The organism is Rhizobium sp. BK313 (assembly GCF_014193655.1).
Taxonomy (GTDB): domain Bacteria; phylum Pseudomonadota; class Alphaproteobacteria; order Rhizobiales; family Rhizobiaceae; genus Rhizobium.
The window spans coordinates 645,152-670,839 of sequence record NZ_JACHZQ010000003.1; the positions used below are offsets into that span (position 1 = coordinate 645,152).

Annotated in this window: 19 protein-coding genes and 1 tRNA gene; 12 read left to right on the plus strand and 8 right to left on the minus strand. The window is 60.5% G+C overall.

Annotated elements, in window-relative coordinates:
- The first annotated feature begins 223 nt into the window (after nucleotides 1–223).
- Nucleotides 224–2,761 (plus strand): methyl-accepting chemotaxis protein, encoded by a 2,538-nt coding sequence (locus tag FHT86_RS19545; protein ID WP_133708476.1) that lies wholly within the window; start codon nucleotides 224–226, stop codon nucleotides 2,759–2,761.
- Here FHT86_RS19545 and FHT86_RS19550 read toward each other — a convergent pair.
- Nucleotides 2,737–2,991 carry a hypothetical protein gene (locus FHT86_RS19550; RefSeq protein WP_133708477.1) on the minus strand — a complete coding sequence of 85 codons (255 nt, stop codon included), beginning with the start codon at nucleotides 2,989–2,991 and terminating at the stop codon, nucleotides 2,737–2,739. The two genes, FHT86_RS19545 and FHT86_RS19550, sit on opposite strands and share 25 nt — an antisense overlap.
- Before the next feature lie 88 nt (nucleotides 2,992–3,079).
- On the opposite strand from FHT86_RS19550, the gene FHT86_RS19555 reads away from it, so the two are divergent.
- Nucleotides 3,080–3,952 (plus strand): LysR family transcriptional regulator, encoded by an 873-nt coding sequence (locus tag FHT86_RS19555; RefSeq protein WP_133708478.1) that lies wholly within the window; start codon nucleotides 3,080–3,082, stop codon nucleotides 3,950–3,952.
- 71 nt (nucleotides 3,953–4,023) lie between these two features.
- On the opposite strand, the gene FHT86_RS19560 is transcribed toward FHT86_RS19555, so the two are convergent.
- Entirely contained in the window at nucleotides 4,024–5,022 is a 999-nt protein-coding gene (locus FHT86_RS19560) for an aldo/keto reductase (RefSeq protein ID WP_133708479.1), read from the minus strand.
- A gap of 333 nt (nucleotides 5,023–5,355) precedes the next feature.
- On the opposite strand from FHT86_RS19560, the gene FHT86_RS19565 reads away from it, so the two are divergent.
- The 4 genes from FHT86_RS19565 to FHT86_RS19580 all read left to right on the plus strand — a co-directional run bounded on the left by FHT86_RS19565 (nucleotide 5,356) and on the right by FHT86_RS19580 (nucleotide 9,472).
- Nucleotides 5,356–6,441, plus strand: a complete 1,086-nt coding sequence (locus FHT86_RS19565; RefSeq protein ID WP_246779591.1) for a polyamine ABC transporter substrate-binding protein — start codon at nucleotides 5,356–5,358, stop codon at nucleotides 6,439–6,441.
- 155 nt (nucleotides 6,442–6,596) lie between these two features.
- Nucleotides 6,597–7,739, plus strand: a complete 1,143-nt coding sequence (locus FHT86_RS19570) for an ABC transporter ATP-binding protein (protein ID WP_133708481.1) — start codon at nucleotides 6,597–6,599, stop codon at nucleotides 7,737–7,739.
- 2 nt (nucleotides 7,740–7,741) lie between these two features.
- Entirely contained in the window at nucleotides 7,742–8,653 is a 912-nt protein-coding gene (locus FHT86_RS19575) for an ABC transporter permease subunit (protein WP_133708482.1), read from the plus strand.
- 3 nt (nucleotides 8,654–8,656) lie between these two features.
- On the plus strand, nucleotides 8,657–9,472 hold the full coding sequence (locus tag FHT86_RS19580; protein WP_133708483.1) for an ABC transporter permease subunit: 816 nt from the start codon (nucleotides 8,657–8,659) through the stop codon (nucleotides 9,470–9,472).
- Nucleotides 9,473–9,492: 20 nt separating this feature from the next.
- Here FHT86_RS19580 and FHT86_RS19585 read toward each other — a convergent pair whose 3' ends face one another.
- Nucleotides 9,493–11,394, minus strand: coding sequence for an AsmA-like C-terminal region-containing protein (locus FHT86_RS19585; protein WP_133708484.1), 1,902 nt, complete (start codon nucleotides 11,392–11,394; stop codon nucleotides 9,493–9,495).
- Between the two features lie 160 nt (nucleotides 11,395–11,554).
- Between FHT86_RS19585 and FHT86_RS19590 the strand changes: the two genes are divergently transcribed.
- Entirely contained in the window at nucleotides 11,555–13,507 is a 1,953-nt protein-coding gene (locus FHT86_RS19590; protein ID WP_133708485.1) for an acetoacetate--CoA ligase, read from the plus strand.
- A gap of 350 nt (nucleotides 13,508–13,857) precedes the next feature.
- A complete protein-coding gene (locus FHT86_RS19595) occupies nucleotides 13,858–15,774 on the plus strand; it encodes a DEAD/DEAH box helicase (protein ID WP_133708486.1) in 1,917 nt (638 codons plus the stop codon).
- A gap of 94 nt (nucleotides 15,775–15,868) precedes the next feature.
- Here FHT86_RS19595 and FHT86_RS19600 read toward each other — a convergent pair whose 3' ends face one another.
- Together FHT86_RS19600 and FHT86_RS19605 are read right to left on the minus strand one after the other, a co-directional pair.
- On the minus strand, nucleotides 15,869–16,891 hold the full coding sequence (locus FHT86_RS19600; protein WP_133708487.1) for a methyltransferase: 1,023 nt from the start codon (nucleotides 16,889–16,891) through the stop codon (nucleotides 15,869–15,871).
- 250 nt (nucleotides 16,892–17,141) lie between these two features.
- A complete protein-coding gene (locus FHT86_RS19605) occupies nucleotides 17,142–20,843 on the minus strand; it encodes an ATP-binding protein (RefSeq protein WP_133708488.1) in 3,702 nt (1,233 codons plus the stop codon).
- Nucleotides 20,844–21,065: 222 nt separating this feature from the next.
- Here FHT86_RS19605 and FHT86_RS19610 point away from each other — a divergent pair, with 222 nt between their 5' ends.
- Nucleotides 21,066–21,515, plus strand: a complete 450-nt coding sequence (locus FHT86_RS19610) for a phasin (RefSeq protein WP_133708489.1) — start codon at nucleotides 21,066–21,068, stop codon at nucleotides 21,513–21,515.
- A gap of 227 nt (nucleotides 21,516–21,742) precedes the next feature.
- Nucleotides 21,743–21,819, plus strand: a tRNA-His gene (locus FHT86_RS19615).
- 130 nt (nucleotides 21,820–21,949) lie between these two features.
- Here FHT86_RS19615 and FHT86_RS19620 read toward each other — a convergent pair.
- The 3 genes from FHT86_RS19620 to FHT86_RS19630 form a co-directional block, all read right to left on the minus strand.
- Nucleotides 21,950–22,096, minus strand: a complete 147-nt coding sequence (locus tag FHT86_RS19620; protein WP_166656846.1) for a hypothetical protein — start codon at nucleotides 22,094–22,096, stop codon at nucleotides 21,950–21,952.
- A 32-nt stretch (nucleotides 22,097–22,128) separates the two neighbouring features.
- Entirely contained in the window at nucleotides 22,129–22,395 is a 267-nt protein-coding gene (locus tag FHT86_RS19625; RefSeq protein ID WP_166656858.1) for a hypothetical protein, read from the minus strand.
- 171 nt (nucleotides 22,396–22,566) lie between these two features.
- Nucleotides 22,567–23,448: a LysR family transcriptional regulator gene (locus FHT86_RS19630; protein WP_133708492.1), complete on the minus strand. Its 882-nt coding sequence runs from the start codon at nucleotides 23,446–23,448 to the stop codon at nucleotides 22,567–22,569.
- Between the two features lie 112 nt (nucleotides 23,449–23,560).
- Here FHT86_RS19630 and FHT86_RS19635 point away from each other — a divergent pair, with 112 nt between their 5' ends.
- Both FHT86_RS19635 and FHT86_RS19640 read left to right on the plus strand, forming a co-directional pair.
- Complete coding sequence (locus FHT86_RS19635; RefSeq protein WP_133708493.1) at nucleotides 23,561–25,057, plus strand: CoA-acylating methylmalonate-semialdehyde dehydrogenase; 1,497 nt, start codon at nucleotides 23,561–23,563, stop codon at nucleotides 25,055–25,057.
- A 145-nt stretch (nucleotides 25,058–25,202) separates the two neighbouring features.
- Entirely contained in the window at nucleotides 25,203–25,550 is a 348-nt protein-coding gene (locus FHT86_RS19640; protein WP_133708494.1) for a VOC family protein, read from the plus strand.
- Nucleotides 25,551–25,688: the final 138 nt, after the last annotated feature.

Sequence of the window (25,688 nt, forward strand, 5' to 3'; positions counted from 1 at the left end):
TGCGGCTCCCTGCCATAGCCCCTTATCCGAAAATTAATCAATCAGACTCACAATCCGCGGAGATTTTCTGGGGCGCTTCTACAACGTAGAGCCGAAGCAATGATTGCCTCCTGACTCTGGTCAGGACCCCGCCTGCGAACATCTCAAGATTGATGGTTATGCATCCGGTCAGCGCCGTGTGGGCGTCGGCAGGGGGAGCGGTGTATGAGAGGCCAGAGCCACCATGTTCATTGACAAGATCCTGTCCCGTTTCAAGATCAAGACGAAGGTTCTGATCTTCGTCCTGCCCTTCGTCATCAGCATTTCCGCCGTCGGCCTCACCGGGCTCTACGCTTCGGGCCTGCTGCAGGGGCGCATGGAAATCTCCAACAGCGTGCTGCAATCGCTGACGGGCTTCAAGAATCTCTACGGTTCGATGGATGATTTCCTGCGCATTACCAATGAGCAGCAGCGCGACAAGCTTTATCAGGATATCAAATCACAGCAGGGCGTTCTGAATTCAACACTGGCCCAGCTCGACAAGGATGCGGAAGGCCGTGATAATCTGACGGACGCGACGACCAAGACTGCCGACATGGCAAATCTGGTTGCCAAGCTCTGGACGCTGCACGAGCAGGAAGTCGCCTTTCGTAAAGTGATCGACGATGCGCAGAGAGCGCTGATCAGTGCTCGTTTCAGTGTCGATTTCGATGGCCAGCAGTTGGAAGACCAAATGCGCAAGGACCAGGCCGACGCGACGTCGACGCTGCGCGCCGCCGACCGCCTGCTGAAGGGCGGCGATCTGCTCGTTTCCGTTGCCGACGATTTCAACAAGGCCGCGACGCCCGCCGACAAGGTCAAGTTGCTCAAGGATCGGCTGCCTGACCTCAACAAGGCGCAGCGCTCAATCGACCTCGCCGTGCCGCAGAACCAGAAGAGCGTCGTGCAGTCGCTGGTCGGCACCATCAAGGATCTGACCGCCTTCGCTGAAAGTACGGATGTGCCGACGGACGATACCGTCGCCGGCATCAGCCGGCTTCTCTCCCGCTTCCGGCAGATGTCGACCTATACGCAGTTGACGGCAACACAGATGATGCGCCAGGCGACGACGACCTTCGTCGCTTTGGACGCCCGTGTCGTCCAGACCAATTCCGTTCTGCAGGATACCCGTCGCCTCGAAGGCTCGATCTATTCCTTGCAGCTCGTGCTCGCCGACTTCACATCCAATACCAATAAGGACAATCTCGTCCGTCTGCGCCAGGAAGTCTCCAAGCTTGGTGGCGACATGGATACGTTGAACCAGAGCGCCAAGGGCATGGATTTCGCCGGCGATATCGACGCAGCCATCCGCCCGGCCATCAAATCGATGGATGAAGCCGGCGGCAAGCTGGTCGACACCTTCGCTCAGCGCATCACCGAATATGCCAGTGCCCGCCAGCAGCTCGATCAGGTCTGGGGCCAGCTCACCGCCTTTGCCGAAACGCAGAAGCAGAGCGCCGGTACCGAGCGTGATCAGGCAAACTACATCTCGATCCTTGCCACCACACTCGGTATCATCCTCTCGGTTGCCGGCGGCATTGCCCTTGTCTTGACCCTGCAGCGCCCGATCGGCCAGATCACCGCTGCCATGCGCCGCATCGCCGACGGCATGCTGGAAACCGCGATCTCCGGCGAGCTGCGCCATGACGAAATCGGCGACATGGCCCGCGCGCTCGGTATCTTCAAGGAAAACGCGCTCTCGAAAATCCGCATCGAGGAACAGAGCGACGAGGAACGCACTGCCGCCGAGCATGAGCGCCAGCGCAACGACGCCGAAAAGCGCGAGCTCGATCGCCAAATCGATTTCGCCGTCAGCGAACTTGCCGCCGGTCTCGAGCGCCTGGCCCAAGGCGACATCTCTTCGACGATCGAGACGCCCTTCATCGGCCGCCTCGAACAGCTCCGCCAGGATTTCAACAGCTCGCTGTCGCGCTTGCAGCAGACGCTGAGCCAAGTGCGCGACAATGTCGAGATGATCCAGAGCAACGGCAGCCAGATGGCTGCCTCCGCCGAGGACCTGTCGAAGCGCACCGAGCAGCAGGCCGCCTCATTGGAGGAGACCGCTGCCGCCGTCGACGAGATCACCGTCACCGTCCGCTCGTCCGCCGAGCGCGCCAAGGATGCGGACGCGATCGTGCGTGAAGCCAAGCGCAGCGCCGACGACAGTTCCGTCGTTGTCGGTAACGCCATCGACGCCATGGCGCGCATCGAGGATGCTTCACGCCAGATCGAGCAGATCATCGGCGTCATCGACGAAATCGCCTTCCAGACGAACTTGCTGGCGCTGAACGCCGGCATCGAAGCTGCCCGCGCCGGCGAGGCCGGCAAGGGCTTTGCGGTCGTCGCCATGGAGGTGCGCGAGCTCGCTCAGCGCTCCGCCGCGGCGGCGCAGGAGATCAAGGGGCTGATCAACAAGTCGACCCACGAAGTCAATTCCGGCTCGCAGTTCGTGCAGGAAGCCGGCTCTGTATTGGCGCAGATCAGCAGTCAGATCGTCACTATCAGCCAGCACGTGGAAATGATCGCTCGCGCCAGCCACGATCAGGCAAGCGCGCTGCAGGAGGTTAACGCCTCCGTCAACCAGATGGACCAGATGACGCAGAAGAATGCGGCCATGGTCGAAGAGACCACGGCGGCCAGCCGCGAACTGGCCTCCGAGGCGGACGCGCTCCTCTATCTCATCCAGCAGTTCAAGATCGAAGGCGGGCAGGGCGCGGGCTATATGCGGGCGCAAGCCGCCTGACCGCAGCAATCGTCACCATCACAGGCGGACCGGTCGATATCAGGCCGGTCCGCTTTTTTCGTTTTGAGCCATGCATAGCCCGAATCGAGAGCATTCCCGAACCAGGTGAACAGTGCCAAAGGGTCATGGCCGTATTCACGGTAGAAAGCGTCCTCGTTGCGGCGCCATTGCGCGTGGCGGGCTTCGTTCTGCAGTTGGATCATTCTTGCTAAAGCGATGCTGTCGATCACGGGAAGTCTCCATGTTGAAAGGCATCCCTTCAATTACACATAGGAATTTACTTTATAAACAGCCGCTTTCGCCCTATGTTTTTCAGCTATGAAAAATGCCACCTGGGATGCCTATCAGCTTTTCCTCGACGTCGCCCGCGGAGGCGGGCTGACGGGCGCAGCATCTTCGAGCGGTTTGAGCCCGGCAACGATCGGTCGGCGCATGCTGGAATTGGAGAGCCAGGTGGGGCGCTCGCTTTTCCAACGCAGCCAGACAGGCTATGTGCTGACTGGCGACGGCCAGGAACTGTTCGACCAACTGCTGGAGATGGAAGCGGCCGCGCGCAAGGTCGATAGCTGGCAGCGCGATGCCCAAGGCGCAGCAATCGTCCGGATCGCGGCCGGCACCTGGGTCGGCTGGCTGCTCAGCCAGAACATGCCGTCGATCTGCTCAGAGCGGGACGGCTTCCGCATCGATCTCCATCTCGCCGAGCGCCGTGCCAGTCTCGCCCATCGCGAAAGCGACATCGGCATTCGCGCTTTCGAGCCGGAAGAGATCAATCTGGCGGCCATCAAGACCGGCGATGTCGCTTATGCCGCCTATCAGGCGCGCAATATGCGCTTTGCCGGACCAAGACGTTGGATCGCCGTCACAGAAGAAGAGGCGATCTCCGCCTATCTGCGCTGGCCGCATCAAAACCACCGCGAAGCGATCGCGGTAACGGTTAACCGACCGCGCTCCCTTTACGATCTCGTGCTTGCGGGATCTGGCGTCGCCGTTCTCCCTTGCTTCGTCGGCGATCTGGAGCCTCGGCTGGAGCGGGTGGGCGAGGAAGTCACGTCTCTGCGTCACGGGCAATGGATCGTCATGAACGACGCCGACCGCCACCGCCGCGAAATCCGCACCGTGGTCGATCGCATGACCCGCCTGTTGAAGAGCCATGCCGATCTCTTCGCCGGCAACCGCCCTACCTACATATAAAAGCCCCTACATATGAAGGCCGGCGGCCAGAGTAGCCGCCAGTATCTTCGTCCTGGATGAAGGGCTGGCGTTCAGCGAGCTGCGTCGCCCCAGCGATATTCCACCGTCGCGTCGTCCAGCTTTGCCTTCAGCGCCGGATCGAGCTTGAGGTCGATGGCGGCGAGCGTGTCGGTCAATTGGTCCGGGCGGCTGGCGCCGATAATGGCGGAGGTGATCACCGGATTGGCGGCCACCCAGGCGACGGCGAGCTGAATGAGCGAATGGCCGGCCTCGTCGGCGATGCCGCGCAGCTTTTCGATCGTCGCGAATTCGCGTTCGTGCCAGTAGCGCTGCAGATAGTTGGCGCCGGCATTGCGCAGTTGCGAGCTGAAGCGGCCTTCCGTCGGCGCGACGTCGTGCTTGTGCTTGCCGGTCAAGAGGCCGCCGGCAATCGGATTGTAGGGAATGACCGCGATGTGCTGTTCTTCTGCGAGTGGCAGCAGTTCGCGCTCGATCTGGCGGAACAGCAGATTGTAGCGCGGCTGCACGGAGACGAAGCGGGCAGTGCGCAGGAAATCGGCGCGGCCGAGCGCCAGGGCCAGGCGATAGGCGAGGAAATTCGATACGCCGACATAGCGTGCCTTGCCGGAACGGACGATGACGTCGAGCGCCTCCAGAGTCTCGTCGATCGGTGTTTCGCGGTCGTCGGAATGGAGCTGATAGAGGTCGACATAGTCTGTGCCGAGACGCCGCAGCGATGCGTCGATAGCGTCGAGAAGGTGCTTGCGTGATGCGCCCTGATCCCAAGGGGACGGACCGACCTTTCCGACGGCCTTGGTCGCGACGATGAAGCGGTCGCGTCTGCCCTTCAACCAGCGGCCGACGATTTCCTCGGTACGGCCGGCAAGCTGCTCGCCGCCGCCGAGCGGATAGACGTCGGCCGTGTCGATGAAGTTGACGCCGGCGTCGGTCGCCTTGTCGAGAATGGCATGTGCGATGTCTTCCTGCTCGATCTGCAGGCCGAAGGTCATGGTGCCCAGGCACAAGCGCGAGACGCTGAGACCGGTATTGCCGAATTTTTGATACTGCATGGTGGAAACCCTTGAAAAACACGGGTTGAGTTTGCCCTTTGGACAGGGCGGCGAAAACAGGCGGGAGGTTATTCGTAGGATGAGACGGCCCATGTTAGCAAAGCTCATCCCCGCATTCACCCAGGAAGCGGGTCTTGTGTTCACAATCGCGTGCGCTTGCGCGGTGCGGTTCCCGCGGCCGGACCACCGGTTTCCAGCAGATCCGCGAAAGCTTATACTGGCTTACTTTTCCCCCTTGTGGCCTTCGGATTTCCTTTCTAGTCTGACGGGAAAAACAGAGGGTTGGGTATCGCCAAGATGCCCTTGAACAAAACAGGAGAGACTATGAAGTCCATGTTCGCACGGCTCGCAGCAACGGCTTTCGCAGCCGTTTCGCTGGTGACGGCAGCCCAGGCAGAAGACAAGGTCGTCAATATCTACAACTGGTCGGATTATATCGATGATTCGATCCTGGCCGATTTCACCAAGGAAACAGGCATCAAGGTCGTCTACGATACCTTCGATTCCAACGAGACGCTGGAAACCAAGCTCTTGGCGGGCAAGACCGGCTACGACATCGTCGTACCGACAGCAGACTTCATGCAGCGCCAGATCAAGGCCGGTGTGTTCCAGAAGCTCGACAAATCGAAGCTGCCGAACATCTCCAACATGTGGGACATGGTGATGCAACGCATCTCCACCTACGATCCCGGCAATCAATATGCCATCGACTACATGTGGGGCACCAACGGTATCGGCTACAACGTCGACAAGGTGAAGCAGATCCTCGGCACCGACGACAAGCCGACGCTCGATGTGATCTTCGACCCGAAGGTCGCCGCCAAGTTCAAGGATTGCGGCATTTACATGCTCGACGCGCCGAAGGACGTCATCCCGACAGCGCTGGCCTATCTCGGCCTCGATCCGAACTCGACCAAGCCTGAGGATTTCAAGAAAGCCGAGACCCTACTGACATCGATCCGTCCCTTCGTCCGCAAGTTCCATTCGTCTGAATACATCAATGCGCTCGCCAATGGCGATATCTGCATCGCCTTCGGCTATTCCGGCGACATTCTGCAGGCGCGCAACCGCGCCGAAGAGGCGAAGAACGGCGTCCACGTCGATTATTCGATCCCGAAGCAGGCGCAGATGTGGTTCGACGTCATGGCGATCCCGGCCGACGCGCCGCATGTGGCTGAGGCGCATGAATTCCTGAACTACATCATGAAGCCGGAGGTCATCGCCAAGGCAAGCAACTTCGTCGCCTATGCCAACGGCAACAAGGCTTCGCAGCAGTTCGTGAACAAGGATATTCTGGAGGATCCGGCGGTTTATCCGACCGATGAAATCATGAAACACCTGTTCACGGTGACGCCGTGGGATCCGAAAACGCAGCGCCTCGCGACGCGCTTGTGGACCAAGGTCGTGACCGGTCAATAAGTCAGAACAAAGGCCCGGACGGAAACGTCCGGGCCTTTCCTTAGAACCGTGGTTCAGGACGGCGCAGAGCAGTCTTGGATAGGATAATATGAAATCTGAACGCTACCGGGTTGGGGAAAAACCGGAGCGGCATCCATTCATTTCGGGGATAGATGATGAAGTCTCTCGGTAATATCCGGCGTTCCTTTGCTCCTTGGACGGATCCTTCGGCAAAGCCTTATATTTCTTTCAAGAACGTCACCAAGAAGTTCGGCGATTTCACCGCCGTCGACGACCTCTCGCTGGATATCTACAACCGTGAATTCTTTGCTCTGCTCGGCGCCTCGGGCTGCGGAAAGTCCACGCTGCTGCGCATGCTGGCGGGCTTCGAGCAGCCGACGACGGGCGAAATCGTCCTCGACGGCCAGAACCTTGCCGGCACGCCGCCCTATCGCCGTCCCGTGAACATGATGTTCCAATCCTATGCGCTGTTCCCACATATGACGGTGGAAAAGAACATCGCCTTCGGGTTGCGCCAGGATAGCATGCCGAAAGCGGAGATCGCCGAGCGTGTCGCGCAGATGCTGAAGCTCGTCAAGCTGGAGCAATTCGCCAAGCGCAAACCGAACCAGCTCTCGGGCGGCCAGCGCCAGCGCGTGGCGCTTGCCCGCTCGCTCGCCAAGCGGCCGAAGGTGCTGCTGCTCGACGAACCGCTCGGCGCGCTTGACAAGAAGCTGCGCGAGGAGACCCAGTTTGAGCTGATGGACCTGCAGCAGAATCTTGGCCTCACTTTCGTCGTCGTCACCCACGACCAGGAAGAGGCGATGACCATGGCCGACCGCATTGCGGTGATGAGCCATGGCAGGGTCGTGCAGGTGGCGACGCCGGCGGAGATCTATGAAGCCCCTAATTCCCGCTTTGTCGCCGACTTCATCGGTGACGTGAACATCCTCGACGGCAATGTCACGCGCGCAAATGGCGGTACAGTCGAGATCGCGGTCGACAACGGCTTCACGTTGCGCACCGCAACCGGTGAGACGCCCACCGAAGGCAGCCGCGCCGGCTTCGCCATTCGGCCTGAAAAGCTGCGTGTCACGCCGCGCCCGCCGGCCAACGCCTCGGTCAACGCCGCCGAGGGCGAGATCTGGGATATCGCCTATCTCGGCGACATGACGGTTTTCCACGTCAAGCTGAAGAGCGGACAGGTGGTGAAGGCCTCGTCGCTAAATGCGGTACGCGCCGTGGAGGAGCCTTTCGCCTATGATCAGGACGTCTGGGTTTCCTTCGATGAAAATGCCGGTGTGCTGCTGAAGGATTGATCATGAAGACGCTCGGCTCTTCCATCTACCAGCGCCTCGTTATCATCGTTCCCTATGCCTGGCTGCTGATCTTCTTTCTCGCGCCCTTCCTGATCGTCTTCCGCATTTCGCTGTCGACGAAGGCGCTTTCCGTTCCGCCCTATGATCCGGCTTTCAGTTGGTCGGACAGTTTCAGCGATTGGTGGGACAAGCTGCAGAGCATGTCCTTCGACAACTACACCTGGCTGACCGGCGATCCGCTCTATATCAACGCCTATCTCCAGAGCCTGAAGATTTCAGGCATATCGACGATCCTGACACTGATCATCGCCTATCCCATTGCCTACGGCATGGCGCAGGCGCCGCGCAGCATCCGCCCGACGCTGTTGATGCTGGTCATTCTGCCATTCTGGACGAGCTTCCTGATCCGCGTCTATTCCTGGATGTCGATCCTCAGCACCACGGGGTTGCTCAATCAACTACTGATGTCGCTCGGCATCATCCATGAGCCGCTGGTGATCCTGAACACCAACACCGCCGTCTATATCGGCATGGTCTATTCCTATCTGCCTTTCATGGTACTGCCGCTCTATTCCTCGCTGGAAAAGATGGACGGCACGCTGATCGAGGCGGCACAAGATCTCGGCTGCACACCGATCGGCGCCTTCTGGCGCGTCACCTTCCCGCTATCGATCCCCGGTGTCATCGCCGGCTGTATGCTGGTCTTCATTCCGGCGGTCGGCGAGTTCGTCATTCCAGATCTGCTCGGCGGCTCGGAAACACTGATGATCGGCAAGGTGTTGTGGAACGAGTTCTACGGCAATACCGATTGGCCGCTGGCATCCGCGGTGGCAACCATCCTGCTGCTCGTGCTGGTGGTGCCTATCGTCTTCTTCCAGCATGTACAGGCGAAAGCCGACGAGAAGGGGAGATAAGCCATGATCCGGTGGTCCCGCTTCAACATCATCTCCGTCACGCTCGGTCTCGCCTTCCTTTATCTGCCGATCCTGTTGCTGGTCATCTATTCCTTCAACGCCTCGCGGCTGGTCACGGTCTGGGGCGGCTTCTCGACGCAATGGTACGGCCATCTGCTTCGAAACAATGACATGCTCAACGCCGCCTGGCTGACCGTGCGCATCGCGGTGTTCTCGGCGACGATCGCGACAGTGCTTGGCACGCTGGCGGCGCTGACACTGGTGCGCTACACGCGCTTCCGCGGCCGCATCCTGTTTTCCGGCATGATCTATGCGCCGCTGGTCATGCCCGACGTCATCACCGGCCTGTCGCTGCTGCTGCTCTTCGTCACCGCCGGCGTCGATCGCGGCTTCTGGACGATCGTCATGGCGCATACGACCCTGACCATGTGCTTCGTCGCCGTTGTCGTGCAATCTAGGCTTCTGAGCTTCGATCGCTCGATCGAAGAGGCGGCGCTCGATCTCGGCGCGCCGCCTGTGCGTACCTTCTTCGAGATCACGCTGCCGATCATCGCGCCGGCCGTGTTCTCCGGCTGGGTGCTGGCGCTGACGTTATCGCTGGACGACCTGGTGATCGCCACGTTTGCTTCGGGGGCCGGCGCCAAGACTTTGCCGATGCTCATCTACAGCCAGGTGAAGCTCGGCGTGACGCCGGAGATCAACGCGATCTGCACCATCCTGGTAGGCGTCGTCACCATCGGCGTCATCTGCGCCTCCCTCGTCACCAAGCGCCGCGAAGTGCAGCGCCAGAGGGACGAGCAAGCGGCTGCCGCGGCATAAGATAAAGCCGCGGGCGGGGCCTATTGTTGTTGCGGCTGCTGGTCGGACTTCTGCAGCAGCGTCGCGACCGGCGAAATCACCGGATCCGGCCAGGTGCCGCCGATGAAGAAGGGCAGCATCGGCAGCTCCGGCGCATTGGTCGGGTCGCTCGCCTGGATTGCGCCTGACAGCGCCAGTCCGTTGCTGCGGAAGGGGACCACGCCGTTCAGCGTCACCGTTTCGTTGCGCCCTACGATCTTGGCGCTGTGAACTTCGACCGATCCCTTGGCGAAGCTTGCGTCGACGTTCAGGCTGTCGAAATCGAAGGCCGTGTCGGCGATGTCGCTCATCCGGAAAAAGGCCTTGTTGGACGCAAGCGCACGGAAAGCGGAGATGTTGAACTGCCGGAAAGAACCGGTGGCCGAGGTGAAATGCACCTTGCCGGCCACATCACTGAGATTGGCAGCCCAGATCGGTTTCGATGTGCTGAGTGAAAGCTCCATCGATCCCGTCGTTAGCGGCAGTGGTCCGGCAAGGTTGAGCCGGGTGAATAGCCCGCCGAAATCGGCGTTGTGAATGGAGATCTGCAATTTGCCGCCGCCATCGAAATCGCCTTGCGTGACCTCCAGATGCGAGGTGAGCTCTCCGCCCTCGAAGCCGCTGTCGCCGATGTCGAATTTTGCCTTGCCGCCTGCAACCAGCAGGCTGGCGCCGATATCATCGAATTGAAAGGGGCCGAGCACGGCTTTGTTCGACGAGAGCCGCATATCCAGGTCAAGACGCTGCAGCGGATTGCCGTTGAGCAATGCGTCGATGGCAGTATCGGCGGCCAGCCGCATGGAAAATGCCGCCAGGAAAGGATTGAGGTTCATCTGGTCGAAGGCGAGCGTGCCGGAAATCTTCGGCTTGCCTGCCGTCGAATAGCTCAGATCCATGACGCCGGATGCGGCAGAGTCGTTGACCTTGAAGTTCAGATTATTGAAGCGCAGGCCATTTGGGATCGCGGCAACGTCGGCATTGAGGGAGACGTTCTGCAGCGTATCTGCAGCCGGCAGATGCTCCCCGCTCCAGGCCAGGAAAGAAGGCACATTCGGCACGCTGAGATCCAGATTTCCGGCCAGCTCGGCGAAATTGGAAATGCTGGTGGCGCCGGTATAAGTCCAGTTGATCAGCGGCGAGGAGAAGCTTGTCTTCGCATCGACCATCTTGCCGGCAAAGAGCAGCAGAGGCTGGTCGGAATTGAAATCGATCTTGACGTCCTGACCATTGAGACGAGCCAGGATGACGGCGGTCATCGCGCGGGATAGCCGCGGCCAGGAGATGTCGGCATTCACGCCGCTCATCTTGTAGAGGTTGCCGCTGCGGTCATCCGTCATCTCGACGCTGCCGTCCTCGATGGTCAGAGTACCGATGGCGGCATCCTGATCCCGGCTCATCGGCATGCCCTGGTTGGAGGATTTCTCCACCCGTTCGATTGCCTTTGACAGCAGCCCTTCATTCGTCCAGTCGATAAGACCGGTCTCGTCACGCCGGATATAGATCACCGGCCGCAGGAAATGGAACTCATGAAAATGCGCGCGTCCACGCAGCGCGGCAAACAGCGAGAAATCCGCCGAGAGGCTGTCGACATGGCCGAGCACCTTGCCGTTTTTCGTGGGTTCGCGGATGGTGACCTGGTTGAGCGTCACGCGCGGCGTCGGCCAGAACTCCAGCGTCGGGGCGCCCTCGATCTGGGCGCGATATCCTGTCCAGTCCGACAGCGCTTTCTCAATACCGGAGCGCACCAGGCCGCTGGAGATCAGAAATGGGGCGGTTGCCCTGAAAACGGCAAAGACGATGATGATGGTGAGAACGGCGATGCCCGTGGTGCGCGCAACTGCAGGCAACCAGCGCGAGGCAGATCGCATCGTCATCAACCACTTTTTGTTTCTCGACGCTCTCATGATCCCACGCAGACTTTCATACTCATAGCGCTGATATGCCTGTGTTTGCCGGATATAGGAAATGATCGGCGGATGCAAACATTGTACAGCGGGAAGACCGCGACTAACTTTATAATGCGCTGCAGCATGCTATATAAACCGAAAAACCGGGGGAGATAATATGCAAGACAGTCAACCGCTGTGGACCCCATCTGACGAGTTTCGCCATCACAGCCCGATGTTTGCCTTCATGCAGGAGTGCAACCGGCGCTTTGGCCTGTCGCTTTCCGACTTCGGCAGTCTGCATGCGTGGTCGATTGCCGACCGCGAAGCCTTCTGGACGGCAGTGTGGGATTTCTGTGGCGTCAAGGGAAAACGCGGCGAAAGGGCGCTGATCAACGGCGACGTCATGCTGGAAGCACGTTTCTTTCCGGATGCCGAGTTGAACTTCGCGGAGAACCTGTTGTCGAAAAGCGGCGAGGGCGATGCGCTGGTCTTCTGGGGGGAAGACAAGGTGCGTGACCGCTGGTCCTGGGATCGGCTTTCGGCCACGGTGTCACGCTTGCAGCAGGCCTATCGCGCGCTCGATATCGGCAAGGGAGACCGTGTTGCCGCGATGATGCCGAATATGCCGGAAACCATCGCCTGCATGTTGGCCGCCGCCTCGATCGGTGCCATCTGGTCCTCCTGCTCCCCGGATTTCGGCGAGCAGGGCGTCTTGGATCGCTTCGGCCAGATCGAGCCTAAACTCTTTATTGCCTGCAGCGGCTATTGGTATGGCGGCAAACTGCAGGATGTGACGGCAAAGGTCGGCGCCATCGCGCAACGCCTCGGCGCGCCTGCGGTCATCGTGCCGTATGCCGGTGATGCCGATGCGGTCACAGCGGCGACGCCTGATGCAAAGACGCTTGCCGCCTTCATCGCGCCCTTCGAGGCGAAGGCGGCCGAATTCGTGCCCCTGCCGTTTTCGCACCCGCTCTTCATCCTGTTTTCTTCGGGTACGACGGGCGTGCCGAAATGCATCGTCCATTCGACCGGCGGCGCATTGTTGCAGCTCATCAAGGAGCATCGCCTGCATTGTGGCGTCGTCCCCGGCGAAAAAGTCTTCTATTTCACCACCTGCGGCTGGATGATGTGGAACTGGCTGGTGACCGGGCTTGCCGCCGGCGCCACGCTTTGCCTCTACGACGGTTCGCCCTTCGCGCCCGATGGCAATATCCTCTTCGACTATGCGCAGGAGGAAAAATTCGTCCTGTTCGGCACTTCTGCCAAATATATCGACGCGGTGCGCAAGAGCGGCCTGACGCCGAAGACATCGCATGATCTTTCCAGCCTGCGGCTGATGACCTCGACCGGTTCGCCACTGTCGCCCGAAGGCTTCTCCTTCGTCTATGAGGGCATCAAGGACGATATCCAGCTCGCCTCCATCTCGGGCGGCACCGATATCGTGTCCTGTTTTGTGCTTGGCAATCCCTTGCAGCCGGTTTGGCGCGGTGAGATCCAGGGGCCGGGCCTCGGCCTTGCCGTCGATGTCTGGAACGAGAACGGCCAGCCGGTGCGTGGCGAAAAGGGCGAGCTTGTCTGCGCCAAAGCTTTTCCCTCGATGCCGGTGATGTTTTGGAACGATCCCGACCGCGTCAAATATCACGCCGCCTATTTCGAGCGTTTCGACAACGTCTGGTGCCATGGCGATTTTGCCGAGTGGACGGAGCATGATGGTCTAATCATTCATGGCCGTTCGGACGCGACGCTCAATCCCGGCGGCGTGCGCATCGGCACGGCGGAGATCTACAATCAGGTCGAGCAGATGCCCGAAGTCCTCGAAGCGCTCTGCATCGGCCAGGATTGGGATGACGATGTACGCGTCGTGCTTTTCGTCCGTCTGGCGACTGGCGCGGCGCTTACGGAAGATCTGGCCAAGGCTATGAAGACCCGTATTCGCACCGGCGCCTCACCGCGGCATGTGCCGGCGAAGATCATCGCTGTCACCGATATTCCCCGCACCAAGTCGGGCAAGATCGTTGAACTCGCCGTCCGCGACGTCGTGCATGGACGGCCGGTGAAAAACAAGGAAGCGCTCGCCAATCCCGAGGCGTTGGACCTGTTTGCCGGACTGGATGAGCTCAAAAACTGACCCTTCTCTTAAAACTGAGGGGCAAACGATGACCTATGGGCGGTAACCCGGCGTTAAGAGAGATTGGTCAAAGGTAAAATCCAACTTGGGGCCGTTCGCATGAACTAGGACGGCTTGGAGCCGCGAGGCTCCCGAAACATGACGTTGATCGACTCGAGCTCTCGTTAGACAGCATCAATTCAAAGGCAGCGCTATCCGCTGCCTTTTTTTCGTTGTGCATCGCACAAATACGCGCCCGCTCTGTACATTGGCGTGCCGACCAAGTATGTGCACGCTTGAAGAAGAGGCCTGCAACGTGCGGGCCACGATGATCCGCGCCGGCTGGCGCGAAGAATTCCGAAAGACAAGATATGACCGAATTCGAAGGCATCGTTCCTGCGATTGCCCAGGCTTTGGCAAAGCGCGGTTACGAAGCGCTGACGCCGGTACAAAAGGCTATGCTCGATCCTGGCCTCGCCGGTAAGGATGCCCTTGTTTCGGCGCAGACCGGCTCGGGAAAGACGGTCGCCTTCGGCCTGGCGCTGGCTCCGAGCCTGCTGCAGGGCGCCGAGCGCTTCGGCCGCGCCGGTACACCACTGGCGTTGGCGATCGCTCCCACTCGCGAACTGGCGCTGCAGGTCCAGCGCGAGTTGGAATGGCTGTATGAACTGACAGGCGCGACCATTGCCTCCTGTGTCGGCGGCATGGATATGCGTACCGAAAAGCGGGCATTGGAACGCGGCGCGCACATTGTCGTCGGCACACCAGGCCGCCTTTGCGACCATATTCGCCGCAACTCGCTCGACATCTCCGAGCTCAAGGCCGTCGTGCTGGACGAGGCCGACGAAATGCTCGATCTCGGCTTCCGTGAAGACCTGGAATTCATCCTGGAAACTGCGCCGGCGGAGCGTCGGACGCTGATGTTTTCGGCAACCGTGCCGCGTTCGATCGCAAAGCTTGCTGAAAACTACCAGCGCGACGCCGTCCGCATCGCTACCGCCTCGGAAGCCAAGCAGCATGTCGATATCGACTATCGCGCCCTGACGGTCGTCCCGAGCGACAGGGAAAACGCCATCATCAACGTTCTGCGCTACTACGAAGCCCAGAACGCCATCGTCTTCTGCTCGACGCGCGCGGCCGTCAACCATCTGACGGCGCGCTTCAACAACAGAGGCTTCTCTGTCGTGGCCCTGTCGGGCGAGCTCAGCCAGAGCGAGCGTACGCATGCGCTGCAGGCCATGCGCGACGGCCGCGCCCGGGTTTGCATCGCCACGGATGTCGCCGCTCGCGGCATCGACCTGCCGGGCCTCGATCTCGTCGTTCATGCGGATTTGCCGACCAATCCGGAAACGCTGCTGCATCGCAGCGGCCGCACGGGCCGCGCTGGCCGCAAGGGCGTCAGCGCTCTGATCGTGCCGCTCAGTGCCCGCCGCCGTACGGAACGCCTTCTCGAGGCTGCCCGCATCCGCGCGACCTGGGCAAAGCCGCCCTCGGCCGAGGAAGTAAGCGGTCGCGACGATGAGCGTCTTCTCGCCGATCCGGTTTTGTCCGAGCCGTTACGCGACGACGAACGATCTTTCGTCCGGCAATTGCTGGAGCAACATGGCGCCGAACAGGTCGCTGCAGCCTTCTTGCGTCAATATCGCGTCGGTCATTCCGCGCCGGAAGACCTGCTGGATGTTCCTGCTGAGGGCGAACGTAAAAAGCCCCGTCGCGATGAGTTCGCCGCTCCGCGCGATGAGACGCCCTTCACCCGTACCGACTTTACGGACGGCGTGTGGGTGTCGCTTTCGGTCGGCCGCAAGCAGAATGCCGAGCCGCGCTGGCTGATCCCCATGCTCTGCCGCAACGGCAACCTCACTAAGCGCGATATCGGCGCGATCAAGATGCAGCCGGAGGAAACCTTCGTCGAGTTTTCCGCCGAAGGTGCCGAGCGGTTCCTGACGGCGATCGGCCCGGACAAGACGCTGGAACGGGGCATCCGCGTCAAGCCGCTTGCCGGCATGCCGGATTTTTCGCAGGCCAAGCGGGAAGGAACCTACGGAAAGAAGAAGCCCTTCGCCGACAAGGCTCCCCGTCCTCAGGAGGATGGTAAACCAAAATGGAAGTCCGCCCGCAAGCCGGAACGGACACAGGGCGGCGAGGGCGCAGTTTCGGAACGTCCGGGCAATAAGCCCTGGGCCAAGAAACCCGGCAAGCCGAGTTTCGCCAAAAACGACGGCCCTCCGCCGGCGGGCAAGCCGAACTCGCGAGCCAAGCGCAAGGCTACCCGGTCTCAGGGGGAATAGTTTCGGCCTTCTCTGAAAGGAGGAGGCCGCTCAGGCGACTTTTCTGCGAGGCCTCGCCGCGCTGGCGTGACCTTGTGGTCCCGGCAGCGAGCAGCTATTCGAAGAAGACTAGGCTCGCCGGCGATGGCGGCAATGGTTTTACCGCCGCGTTCCGAAAGCCGGCCCGCTGCGCCATCTCGTTCAGATCCTTCTGTGTATAGGCATCGCCGCTTGGCGTCGTGGCCAGCATGGCCAATGAGAAAGCGGCCGCAAAGGGAGGGCTGATGCGATCCTCGTTCGGCACGAATTCCACCGCGATGACCTTGCCCCCGGCGCTAAGGCTTCCCTTGACCTTCCGGAGCAATCCGGCGCAGGTTTCCATATCGAAGTGATGCAAGAAATTCGGGAGAAGGATGAGGTCGTAATCCCCGCCCCAATCGACCTCGAAGGCGCTGCCGGCAATCGTCCTGTAACGTTCCGCCACGCCGAATTCCCGCGCATGATGCTTGGCGAGTTCCAGAACAGAACTCCAATCGACCGCGACGATTTCGGCCGACGGAACGGTCTTGGCGATCTCGATGCCGAACCGTCCGTGGCCGGCGGCAATGTCTAGCACCTTCTTCGGCGGTCTCGCCCAACTGGCCACTTCGGCGGCAACGCCAGCGATACTGACCGCCATGAACGCTCCCATGCCGCGGGCGAATTTCACCCAGACGGGATTGTCCGCCGAAATATTCGCCAACCCCACGGACCCGCCATTGCGCACATAGGAGATCGGATCGTCCAGAAACTGGCTGTTCATCTCGGGTGCGGCGAGGAATTCGACGGCCGCGCCCATATAGGCCGGCGAATGCCGGTCGAGAAACGCGCGACTCGATGGTGTAAGGGCATAGTCGTCGCCCGTTTTCGTCAAAAATCCCTCGACGACGAGGTAGTCACACAGAATGCGCAAGCCGCGTTCTGCGGCATTGGTGGCGGCTGCCAGGGACGCCGCGCTGCCGCCGTCGCCGATCAAGGTGAAAATATCGAGTTCTATGGCGGCCTTGATTGCAGCCGTTTTCCGACATGCAAACATCGCATCCACGATCAGATTGGGCGAAACCTCGTCCATGCCTGCTTCCGCTGCCGTCGATGACATTGGAGCCTCCCCTTGCGTCCAACGACCGGCCGGGATGGCCGATCCCAACGGGGCCAAACTATCCCATAAAAAGCAACCCTGTGTAAGTGAGTAGCTATTTAAGTACTCATAAGGGGTATTGCCGGCTTGCCCGACGAAAAGGCTTATTCTGGAGCGGTTCAGTTTTTCACCGAAATACTGAACTGCTCTATCCCTTTGTTTTCACGCAATTTCGGACGGAATACCGCTACGCACTTTTCCTGGGATTGCTCTAATTCGCCAATACGCGCGGCGACGGGAAAGTGATTTCCACCAGGGTTCCCTCGTTCGGCGCCGAATTGATCGAGAAGTTCGCCCTGTTAGCGTCGACCATGGCTTTGGTCAGCGGCAGGCCGAGGCCGGTGCCGTCGCCGCGTTTGCGAGCATTGGTCGAGACCTGGCGGAAAGGCTTCATCGCCTGTTCCAGTTCCGAGCGGGTCATGCCGACGCCGGTATCGCGAATGCGCATCACCACGCTGCCGTTGCCCTCGTAAGAGGTGGAAACCACGATCTGGCCGCCCGACGGCGTGAAGCGGATGGCGTTCGACAAGATGTTCAGCGCGATCTGCTTGATCGAGCGCAGGTCGGCGACGACATTCGGCACGGCCTGCGACAGCGCCGTGCGGATGATGACTCGCTGGGTGTTCGCCTGTGGCTGCACCAACGACACGGCTTCGGCAATCGCCTCGTTGAGGCCGACAGAGGAAAATTCCAGGTCCATCTCACCGGCTTCGATCTTGGAGATGTCCAGCAGATCGTTGACGATGTCGAGCACGTGCCGGCCCGAGCGGCCGATGTCGGTCGCATATTCGATATAACGGGAATGGCCGATCGGCCCGAAGCGCTCGCCGGCCATCATGTCGGAAAAGCCGATGATGGCGTTGAGCGGCGTGCGGATCTCATGGCTGACGCGGGCGAGGAAATCGGTCTTGTGGGCATTGGCGGTCTCCGCCGCACGCTTGGCATTGCGCAACTCTTCCTCGGTGCGCTTCCACTGCGTGATGTCGCGGATGACGGCGCAATAGCCATTGGAGGAGTTCAGCCGCCCCATGGTCATGAACAGGGGCACGAAGCCGCCTGAGGCCTCGCGACCGATAACCTCGCGGCCATCGTTCAGCACGCTCGCGACGCCATGGCCGGAGAGCCCGGCGAGATAGTCGAGCACAGCTTTCTGGCTCTCATGCGCAAACAGCATGACGAAAGGTTTGCCGCGGGTTTCCTGGTCATCAAAGTTGAAGAGCGCGCTTGCCGAGCGGTTCATCGAGCGGATCTCGCCCTCCTGCCCGATGATGACGACGCCATCCGTTGCCGTTTCCAGGGTCGAACGCAGCTCTTCGATTTCGACCTGCAGCTTGGCGAGTTTTTCGACCATGCGCTCAGGCCGCGCTTCTTCGGGCACAGGCTCCGATGGCGGCGTGGAGGTCTCGCTTTTTTCGAGCGGCATCAGCGCCAGCATCAAAGCGGTGCCGTCCTCCCAACGGATCGATTGTAGCCGTGCGGTGACCGGCACGAGCGCATCGTCGGCGCGTACGACCATCATCGTGCCCGGCCGTTCGGTCTTGCCCTCAAGGTCGTGGCGCTGCAAAAGCGCATCCAGCCCGCCGACATGGTCGAGGTCTGTAAGGCTTTCATAGCCCGTCAGCCGCAGGAATTCCGGATTGCCATGAATCAGCCGGTCGCCGGCATGGACGAGAATGGCAAGCGGCAGTTGGTCGACGATCTCGGCCGACAGGCCATCGCGCATTTTCACGCGTGGCGGAATCGCGGTGCTTAAGACCTCCAGCGGGTCGAAACCTTCTTCCGGCTCGCCGGAGGTTTTCGATCCCTCCAGGTCGGGGGTGGCTTCCTCTTTCGGCTTTCCGATCTCTGCCGGAGGTTCGGCCATGTCCCGTTCGGATCGTGCCGCCTCGTCGGTTTCCGGCACTGTTTCGGCATGCGGCGTCTCTTCGCCAATATTGCCTTCGGCCGGCGCCTCGACGGTGTCGGATAGAATCTCGTCTGCTGCATTCGGCTGCGGGCTGGCGTCGGCGATCTCCTCGGGCTGCTCCAGCCCTTCAGGCTGATGGGCTGATGGCTCGGCGCGTTTGCCGAAGGGATCAAGTTGTCGGGCGATCTCGCGGAAGGCTGCTTGTTCGCTGGGCGACAGGCCTCCTTGCGTCAACGGGCGGCGCTCATGCAACTGGATGACCTTGTCGGATTCGCGGCGGTTCGGCGTCTCGGCAATCTTCAGGGCCGGCGGCTCGTCGTTCCCCGAAGCAGGCTTCTCGGTTGCCTCGGGTCCAGCTTCGTGCGCAGTCTCCTCGCCTGCGGCAACACCGTCCTCCGTCGGAGCATGCAGCGCTTCTTCAGCAATTGCCGGCGCGGCCGTCTCCGCAACAGGCTTTTCTGCAATGCCCGGCATCGGGGCTGCCCGTTCTTCCTCTGCACCCAACGTCAAGCCAAGCTTCATCGGATCTTCGATGGCATCGGAGAGGCGGACGACGCCGAAGCCTCTGAAGCCGTCGAAATCGCGGCTTCGCGTGTAGGTCGGCAAAGCGGCCAGATCGACTGGCACCATCAGGCTGGTCTTTTCCACCGGCCAGTAGATCGTCCGCCCCGACCATGTATCGCGTCGCGCCAGAAGCTCGGCGATCTTCCCGTCCGGATCGAGATTGAAATGCCTGGCAATGTCGGCGAAGGCAACGCCCGTTACCTTCGTGGCATGCGGGCCTACGGCTTCTGCAAACTCGCGCGAGACTTCGCTGAAGCGGCCCTCGGCGTCGATCCTCCAGACGAAGCGCGTGGCGCGACCGTTGCGATGAAAAATGAAACCCTCTGGCTGTCCGACCTCGGAAGCGGCAGCCTCGGCCCTGGCCGGTTCCGCGCTTGCTTCCGCATGCTCCACCGGCCTTTCCGCGGCGCTCGGCGGAAAATCGTCATCGGCCTCCGGGACAAGCTCGTCGGCATGCGCTGCCGCCTCGATCTGTTCCGGCGTCGCGCCGTCCATCATCACCAGCGCATCGATATCCTGGCCTGCAGCATCGGACTGTGCATGTGTCTCTTCATAGTCGGCGGCAGAACCTTCCGGCGCGTCCTCGACCTCTTCGATGTCAGCCACTGCATCAATGACGTCAGGAGACGGCACTTCTGCGGCAGATACGGGCGTCTCCTCGGCCGCTGCGGCTTCGAGTTCCTTCCGCGCCTCTTCCGCCTCCGGCTCGGTCGCTGCGCCCGTGGCAGGGGCGGCAGATGCGCCAGCACCGAGGCTCTCCGCCGGATCGAGATTATTGGCTACGGTTTCGACGACGAAGAGCAGATGCAAGGCAGGGATTTCCGACAGCTTGCCGACGGCGGCGGGCAGATAACCGCGGCCGGTCGGGATCGGCCGCTTGATCAGTCGTTCCGCCTGCGCGCCGGCCATGGTCGTCAACATCTTTGTTGTCTGCGGCGTCACGCCAAGCGCATCGAAGCGGGCGGAAGCAGCGATGACCTCGCCGTCACGTCCGATCACGGCCATGTGCGTATCGGGATCGTCGAAACCGTCGATCATCCGCTTTGCGCTCTCGGCTGCGGCCAGCGGCTTGGAGGAGACCGGTGACGAAAACAGGATCGCCTCTTCGCCTGCCTGGACGCGGATGATTTCGACCGCGGCGTTGACGACTGCGCGCTGGAAGCCGGAGGCCATGCGGATCAGGAAGGTACGCTGGTCGCCGACGGCACCAAGTCCGCGTGCCGTCGCCTCGATCTGCCGGAAGGAGACATCACCGGCTTTCGGCCCTTGGTCGAGAAAATCATAGATGATGTCGAAGCCGAAGAGATTGGCGCCGGCGCCGTTGGCCCAGAGCACGCGATCCATCCCGGTCGAAAACAGCACCATGGCTTCGCCGCGCGCAAAACGCTCCCGAACGCGGGGATGCACGGCAATGTCAATGAATGGGTACTGAATTGCGGGCATGTTCCAACCTGCTCTGCGGGCGTGATCGCCTCTCTTGCTTTAACGCTTTATTAATAACGGCGCCCCGGTTTCAGGTCCAGCGAAGGGCCAGGTTTTCGACTGGCAGGGTTAATGCGTTGTGCACCGCACAAATATGTTGCAATGCACAATAAACTATATTATATAAAGCTCAATCAGTTCACGAAGGGCGCCTCTGAGGAGGGCCCGTATAGGAGCGCTATCATGGCTACTGTAAAGAAAGACGACGTTTTTTCAACGGCTGCATTCGACCCGTCCAAGCTGTCAGAATCCTTCCGCGACTTCGCGGAAAAGGGTGCTGCACAGTCCAAGGAAGCCTTCGCCAAGATGAAGACGGCCGCCGAAGAAGCCGGCAAGACCGTAGAAGCCACTGTGCAGACCGCACAGGCCGGCACTGTGGAAATCGGTCTCAAGGCCATCGACGTGCTGCGCACCAATGCCGAAAGCTCGCTGGCGCACATGGAAGCCCTGCTTCGCGTCAAGTCCGTCGCCGAACTCTTCGAACTGCAGACCTCCTTCATCCGCAAGCAGGCTGAAGTGACCGTCGAGCAGGCCAAGTCCATACAGGAAACCACCAAGAAGGTCGCCGAAAAGCTGGCAAAGCCGGCTAAGGACGCCGCCGAAAAGGCCATGTCCTCCTTCAAGGCTGCTTAATCTTCCAGAAGCCTCCCAAGGCCAAACGTCCCGTTTTCAGGTGAAAACACTGAAAGCGGGACGTTTTAGATTCAAGGGCATAAAGCGTCCTTTGCACGTTGGTCCAAACGCACGACGCTTTGTGGGCTGGGCATCATGCGCAGCTTTTTTATATTGCGGGGAGATAGGACTTGAAATAATTTCAAAGTCCTCGTATGTCACCCCCGTTCGCGGCGACGCGAGCATGTGCGGTTGTAGCTCAGTTGGTTAGAGCGCAGGTTTGTGGCACCTGAGGTCGGAGGTTCGAGACCCCCCAACCGTACCATTTCCACAAAAAATCAGAAAGTTTCCAACTCTCCCGGCCGGTATCCAGCGCCGGTCTCGGATGTTTTGGACACTCTGCGCCGACCGCCATCGCTTGAAAACTGCCGCATTATGGCGTTATCGGCCGCAGGCTATTTCTTGTCCTCAGGCTTCTTTTCGACATGTCCCGGCGAAATCGGATCGCTTGCGGGAAACGTTTCCTCAAGCGCTTCCTCGAGATAGTCGTCCTGTTCTTTGATTTCTTTTTCGGTCAGTTCCGGTTTCTTCTTCTCGCTCATCATCCCAACTCCCCTTGGTGCTTTCAAGGTAACTAGAATATCTCGGGCGCTTGTCCAGCGTACTCGATCCTCGGGCTGACCTTGGAAGCGGCGCATGCTCCCTGTTTCTCGGCAATGTTGCTGCCGACCGCCGTGGTGATGGCCGTCTCGGCCACATCTTTGCGCAGAACCTTGTTCGCTTTCACCATCCCCTGGATTCCACCGCAGCTTTCACGATGGGCCGGCGGAATTTCCTTTGGAACCGCGCATGTTCCCGACCGTTCCCCAATATCAACAGCAAGAGGGAAGGAACTGGCCATGTCCGTGCCACGCGAGCCGATTCCCAAGAAGCCACCGATGCCCGGTCCCGGCTGGACACCGGAGCCGCCGATCCTGGAGCCGGATCCCGACTGGCTGCCGGATGAAATTCCTGTTCCCAATCCCGATGAGAACGAGGAGCCTCCGAAGCATGCCTTAGGCCTGACGTGGCTTCACAAAAACATCCGCCGTTCCTCGCTCACCAGCTCCTGGAGAAAGTCTGCGACGGTACGCACCCGCACCAGATCGCGGGCGCTTTCGTGATAGGTGGTCCAGTAGGCGCGCTTGATCGAGATATCAGGAAGGATGCTGGTCAACTCCGGATATTGCCTGGCGATATAGTCGTGCAGGATACCGATGCCGGCACCGGAGCGCACTGCCTCCGTCTGGCCGATGGCGGTGGAGATTTCGAAAGACGCATCCCAGCTACGCATGATTTCGCCGGAGAAATTCAGCGAGGCGGTAAAGATCAGGTCTTCGACATACCCGATACGCGGGTGCAATTTCAAAGCTTCGACGCTGTCGGGGAGGCCCGCCTGGTCGAGATATGCCTTCGACGCGTAAAGGCCAAGTGTATAGTCCGTCAACTTGGACGAGATCAGGCGGCCCTGTTCCGGACGTTCCAGCGTGATGGCGATATCAGCCTCGCGCTGCGACAGCGAGAAGGAGCGCGGTACCGGCACGAGCTGGATGCGCAGTTCCGGATAGCGCGCGATCAGCCGCCCCAAGCGGGGCGCGAGGAAGGAAACGCCGAAACCGTCCGGCGCGCCAATACGCACCGTGCCGGTAATGGCGCTATCGAGATGGCCGACGCTCGCCTGGGCGCGCAGCATTTCCGTTTCCATGCGCTCCGCCGCATGAACAAAGATTTCGCCCTCCGCCGTCAGCTCGCAGCCATTGGTGCGGCGGATCAGCAGCCGCGTTTTCAGCCGCTCCTCCAGCGTCGTCACCCGCCGGGAGAGCGTCGCGTGGTTGACTCCAAGCCGTTTCGAGGCCGCCAGGATTTGTCCTGTACGGGCAACAGCGAGGAACATACGGACATCATCCCAATCCATCTGCACATCCAGGACTTCAATTTCTGCACAACGGTTGCTTATAACAGCTCATTGATTTGTGCAAATTGAAGTGCCATCCTGCATTCATTCCAGAAAACGAGGAGGCACATCCATGCGTGAGATCGGTCATTTCATTGGCGGCAAGCACGTCGCCGGCACCAGCGGACGCACGAGCAACGTCTACAACCCGGCAACCGGCGAAGTTCAGGCGACGGTCGCGCTCGCCGATGTCGCCGACATCCGCGCCGCCGTCGAAAACGCCAAGGCAGCGCAGCCGAAATGGGCCGCCACCAATCCGCAGCGCCGCGCCCGCGTTTTCTTCAAATTCGTCGAGCTTTTGAACCAGCATATGGACGAGCTGGCGACGATGCTCTCCAAGGAGCATGGAAAGACGGTTGAGGACTCCAAGGGCGATGTCGTCCGCGGCCTGGAAGTTTGCGAATTCGTCTGCGGCATTCCGCACCTCGCCAAGGGTGAGTTTACCGAAGGCGCCGGCCCGGCGATCGACATGTATTCCATCCGCCAGCCGGTCGGCATCGGCGCCGGCATTACGCCGTTCAACTTCCCGGGCATGATCCCGATGTGGATGTTCGCGCCGGCGATCGCCTGCGGCAACGCCTTCATCCTGAAGCCGTCAGAGCGTGATCCTTCCCTGCCGATCCGCCTAGCTGAACTGATGATCGAAGCCGGCCTGCCGGCAGGCATCCTCAATGTCGTCAACGGCGACAAGGCTGCGGTCGACGCCATCCTGACGGATCCGGATATCGGCGCCATCTCCTTCGTCGGCTCGACGCCGATCGCCCGCTACGTCTATGGCACGGCGGCTGCGAACGGCAAGCGCGCGCAGTGCTTCGGCGGCGCCAAAAACCACATGATCATCATGCCGGATGCCGACCTGGACCAGGCCGTCAACGCCCTGATGGGCGCGGGCTATGGTTCTGCCGGCGAGCGTTGCATGGCGATCTCCGTCGCCGTTCCCGTCGGCGAAGACACGGCCAACCGTCTGGTCGAAAAGCTGGTGCCGAAGATCGAGTCGCTGCGCATCGGACCCTACACCGATGACAAGGCCGATATGGGCCCGCTCGTCACCAGGGACGCTTTCAACCGCGTCAACAGCCTGATCGACCGCGGTATCGAAGAGGGCGCCAAGCTCGTCGTCGATGGCCGTGGCTTCAAGCTGCAGGGTTACGAGGACGGCTATTTCGTCGGCGGCAGCCTGTTCGACCATGTCAAACCCGACATGGATATCTACAAGACCGAAATCTTCGGGCCTGTTCTCTCGGTCGTCCGCGCCAAGAATTACGAAGACGCGCTCGACCTGCCGATGAAGCATGAATATGGCAACGGTGTCGCGATCTATACCCGCGACGGCGATGCCGCCCGCGATTTCGCCTCGCGCATCAATATCGGCATGATCGGCGTCAATGTCCCGATCCCGGTTCCGCTCGCCTACCACTCCTTCGGCGGCTGGAAGTCGTCAAGCTTCGGCGATCTCAACCAGCACGGCACGGATTCGATCAAGTTCTGGACCCGCACCAAGACGATCACCGCCCGCTGGCCGTCCGGCATCAAGGATGGCGCCGAATTCGTTATGCCGACGATGAAGTGATGCCCGTCCGTATTGGCTGATATGCACCGCCGCTCAATGCTGATTTGGGCGGCGGTTTTTTGTTGCGGTTATTTTCTGCTGAGTCATCTTGCTCCGGTACGCGTTTTGTTTTAGAACAAAACAAGAACAACTGGAGGACCGTGCGATGCCCGTGACCTATCAGATCGACTATCTCGAATTTCCATCGACCGACGGGTTGAAGACCCGGCGCTTTTTCGAGGAAGCCTTCGACTGGAGCTTCGTCAGCTACGGGCCGACCTATCACGCCATCGAGGCAGCCGGCATCGACGCCGGCATCCAGGGCAATGCGGCAGAAGCCACCGACGCGCCGCTGCCTGTGGTGCGCACGACGGATTTGGAAGCGGCGCAGCGCGCGGTCGAACTCGCCGGCGGCGTGGTCACGCGACCCGCCTTCGACTTTCCCGGCGGCCGGCGCTTTCACTTCCGCGAGCCTGGCGGCTGCGAGATGGCGGTCTGGGTTTCGGCGACCTGAACTAGGGGCCGGGTCGTTGGTGTGGCATTGAAGCCGCAGTCGCGGTGCCTGTTTTTACCTGTCCTATGACGTACTTTATAAAACGCGATTTTCCCATTGATTGCGGCAGGATTTCCTGTTCTCAAATACAACGGTTGA

Coding starts and splice junctions, on each gene's coding strand:
- FHT86_RS19640 (WP_133708494.1), top strand. CDS start 25,203: ATGCCCGTGACCTATCAGATCGACTATCTCGAATTTCCATCGACCGAC.
- FHT86_RS19635 (WP_133708493.1), top strand. CDS start 23,561: ATGCGTGAGATCGGTCATTTCATTGGCGGCAAGCACGTCGCCGGCACC.
- FHT86_RS19630 (WP_133708492.1), bottom strand. CDS start 23,448: ATGGATTGGGATGATGTCCGTATGTTCCTCGCTGTTGCCCGTACAGGA.
- FHT86_RS19570 (WP_133708481.1), top strand. CDS start 6,597: ATGAAGTCTCTCGGTAATATCCGGCGTTCCTTTGCTCCTTGGACGGAT.
- FHT86_RS19625 (WP_166656858.1), bottom strand. CDS start 22,395: ATGGCCAGTTCCTTCCCTCTTGCTGTTGATATTGGGGAACGGTCGGGA.
- FHT86_RS19610 (WP_133708489.1), top strand. CDS start 21,066: ATGGCTACTGTAAAGAAAGACGACGTTTTTTCAACGGCTGCATTCGAC.
- FHT86_RS19560 (WP_133708479.1), bottom strand. CDS start 5,022: ATGCAGTATCAAAAATTCGGCAATACCGGTCTCAGCGTCTCGCGCTTG.
- FHT86_RS19605 (WP_133708488.1), bottom strand. CDS start 20,843: ATGCCCGCAATTCAGTACCCATTCATTGACATTGCCGTGCATCCCCGC.
- FHT86_RS19585 (WP_133708484.1), bottom strand. CDS start 11,394: ATGAGAGCGTCGAGAAACAAAAAGTGGTTGATGACGATGCGATCTGCC.
- FHT86_RS19580 (WP_133708483.1), top strand. CDS start 8,657: ATGATCCGGTGGTCCCGCTTCAACATCATCTCCGTCACGCTCGGTCTC.
- FHT86_RS19600 (WP_133708487.1), bottom strand. CDS start 16,891: ATGTCATCGACGGCAGCGGAAGCAGGCATGGACGAGGTTTCGCCCAAT.
- FHT86_RS19575 (WP_133708482.1), top strand. CDS start 7,742: ATGAAGACGCTCGGCTCTTCCATCTACCAGCGCCTCGTTATCATCGTT.
- FHT86_RS19595 (WP_133708486.1), top strand. CDS start 13,858: ATGACCGAATTCGAAGGCATCGTTCCTGCGATTGCCCAGGCTTTGGCA.
- FHT86_RS19545 (WP_133708476.1), top strand. CDS start 224: ATGTTCATTGACAAGATCCTGTCCCGTTTCAAGATCAAGACGAAGGTT.
- FHT86_RS19620 (WP_166656846.1), bottom strand. CDS start 22,096: ATGAGCGAGAAGAAGAAACCGGAACTGACCGAAAAAGAAATCAAAGAA.
- FHT86_RS19590 (WP_133708485.1), top strand. CDS start 11,555: ATGCAAGACAGTCAACCGCTGTGGACCCCATCTGACGAGTTTCGCCAT.
- FHT86_RS19565 (WP_246779591.1), top strand. CDS start 5,356: ATGTTCGCACGGCTCGCAGCAACGGCTTTCGCAGCCGTTTCGCTGGTG.
- FHT86_RS19555 (WP_133708478.1), top strand. CDS start 3,080: ATGAAAAATGCCACCTGGGATGCCTATCAGCTTTTCCTCGACGTCGCC.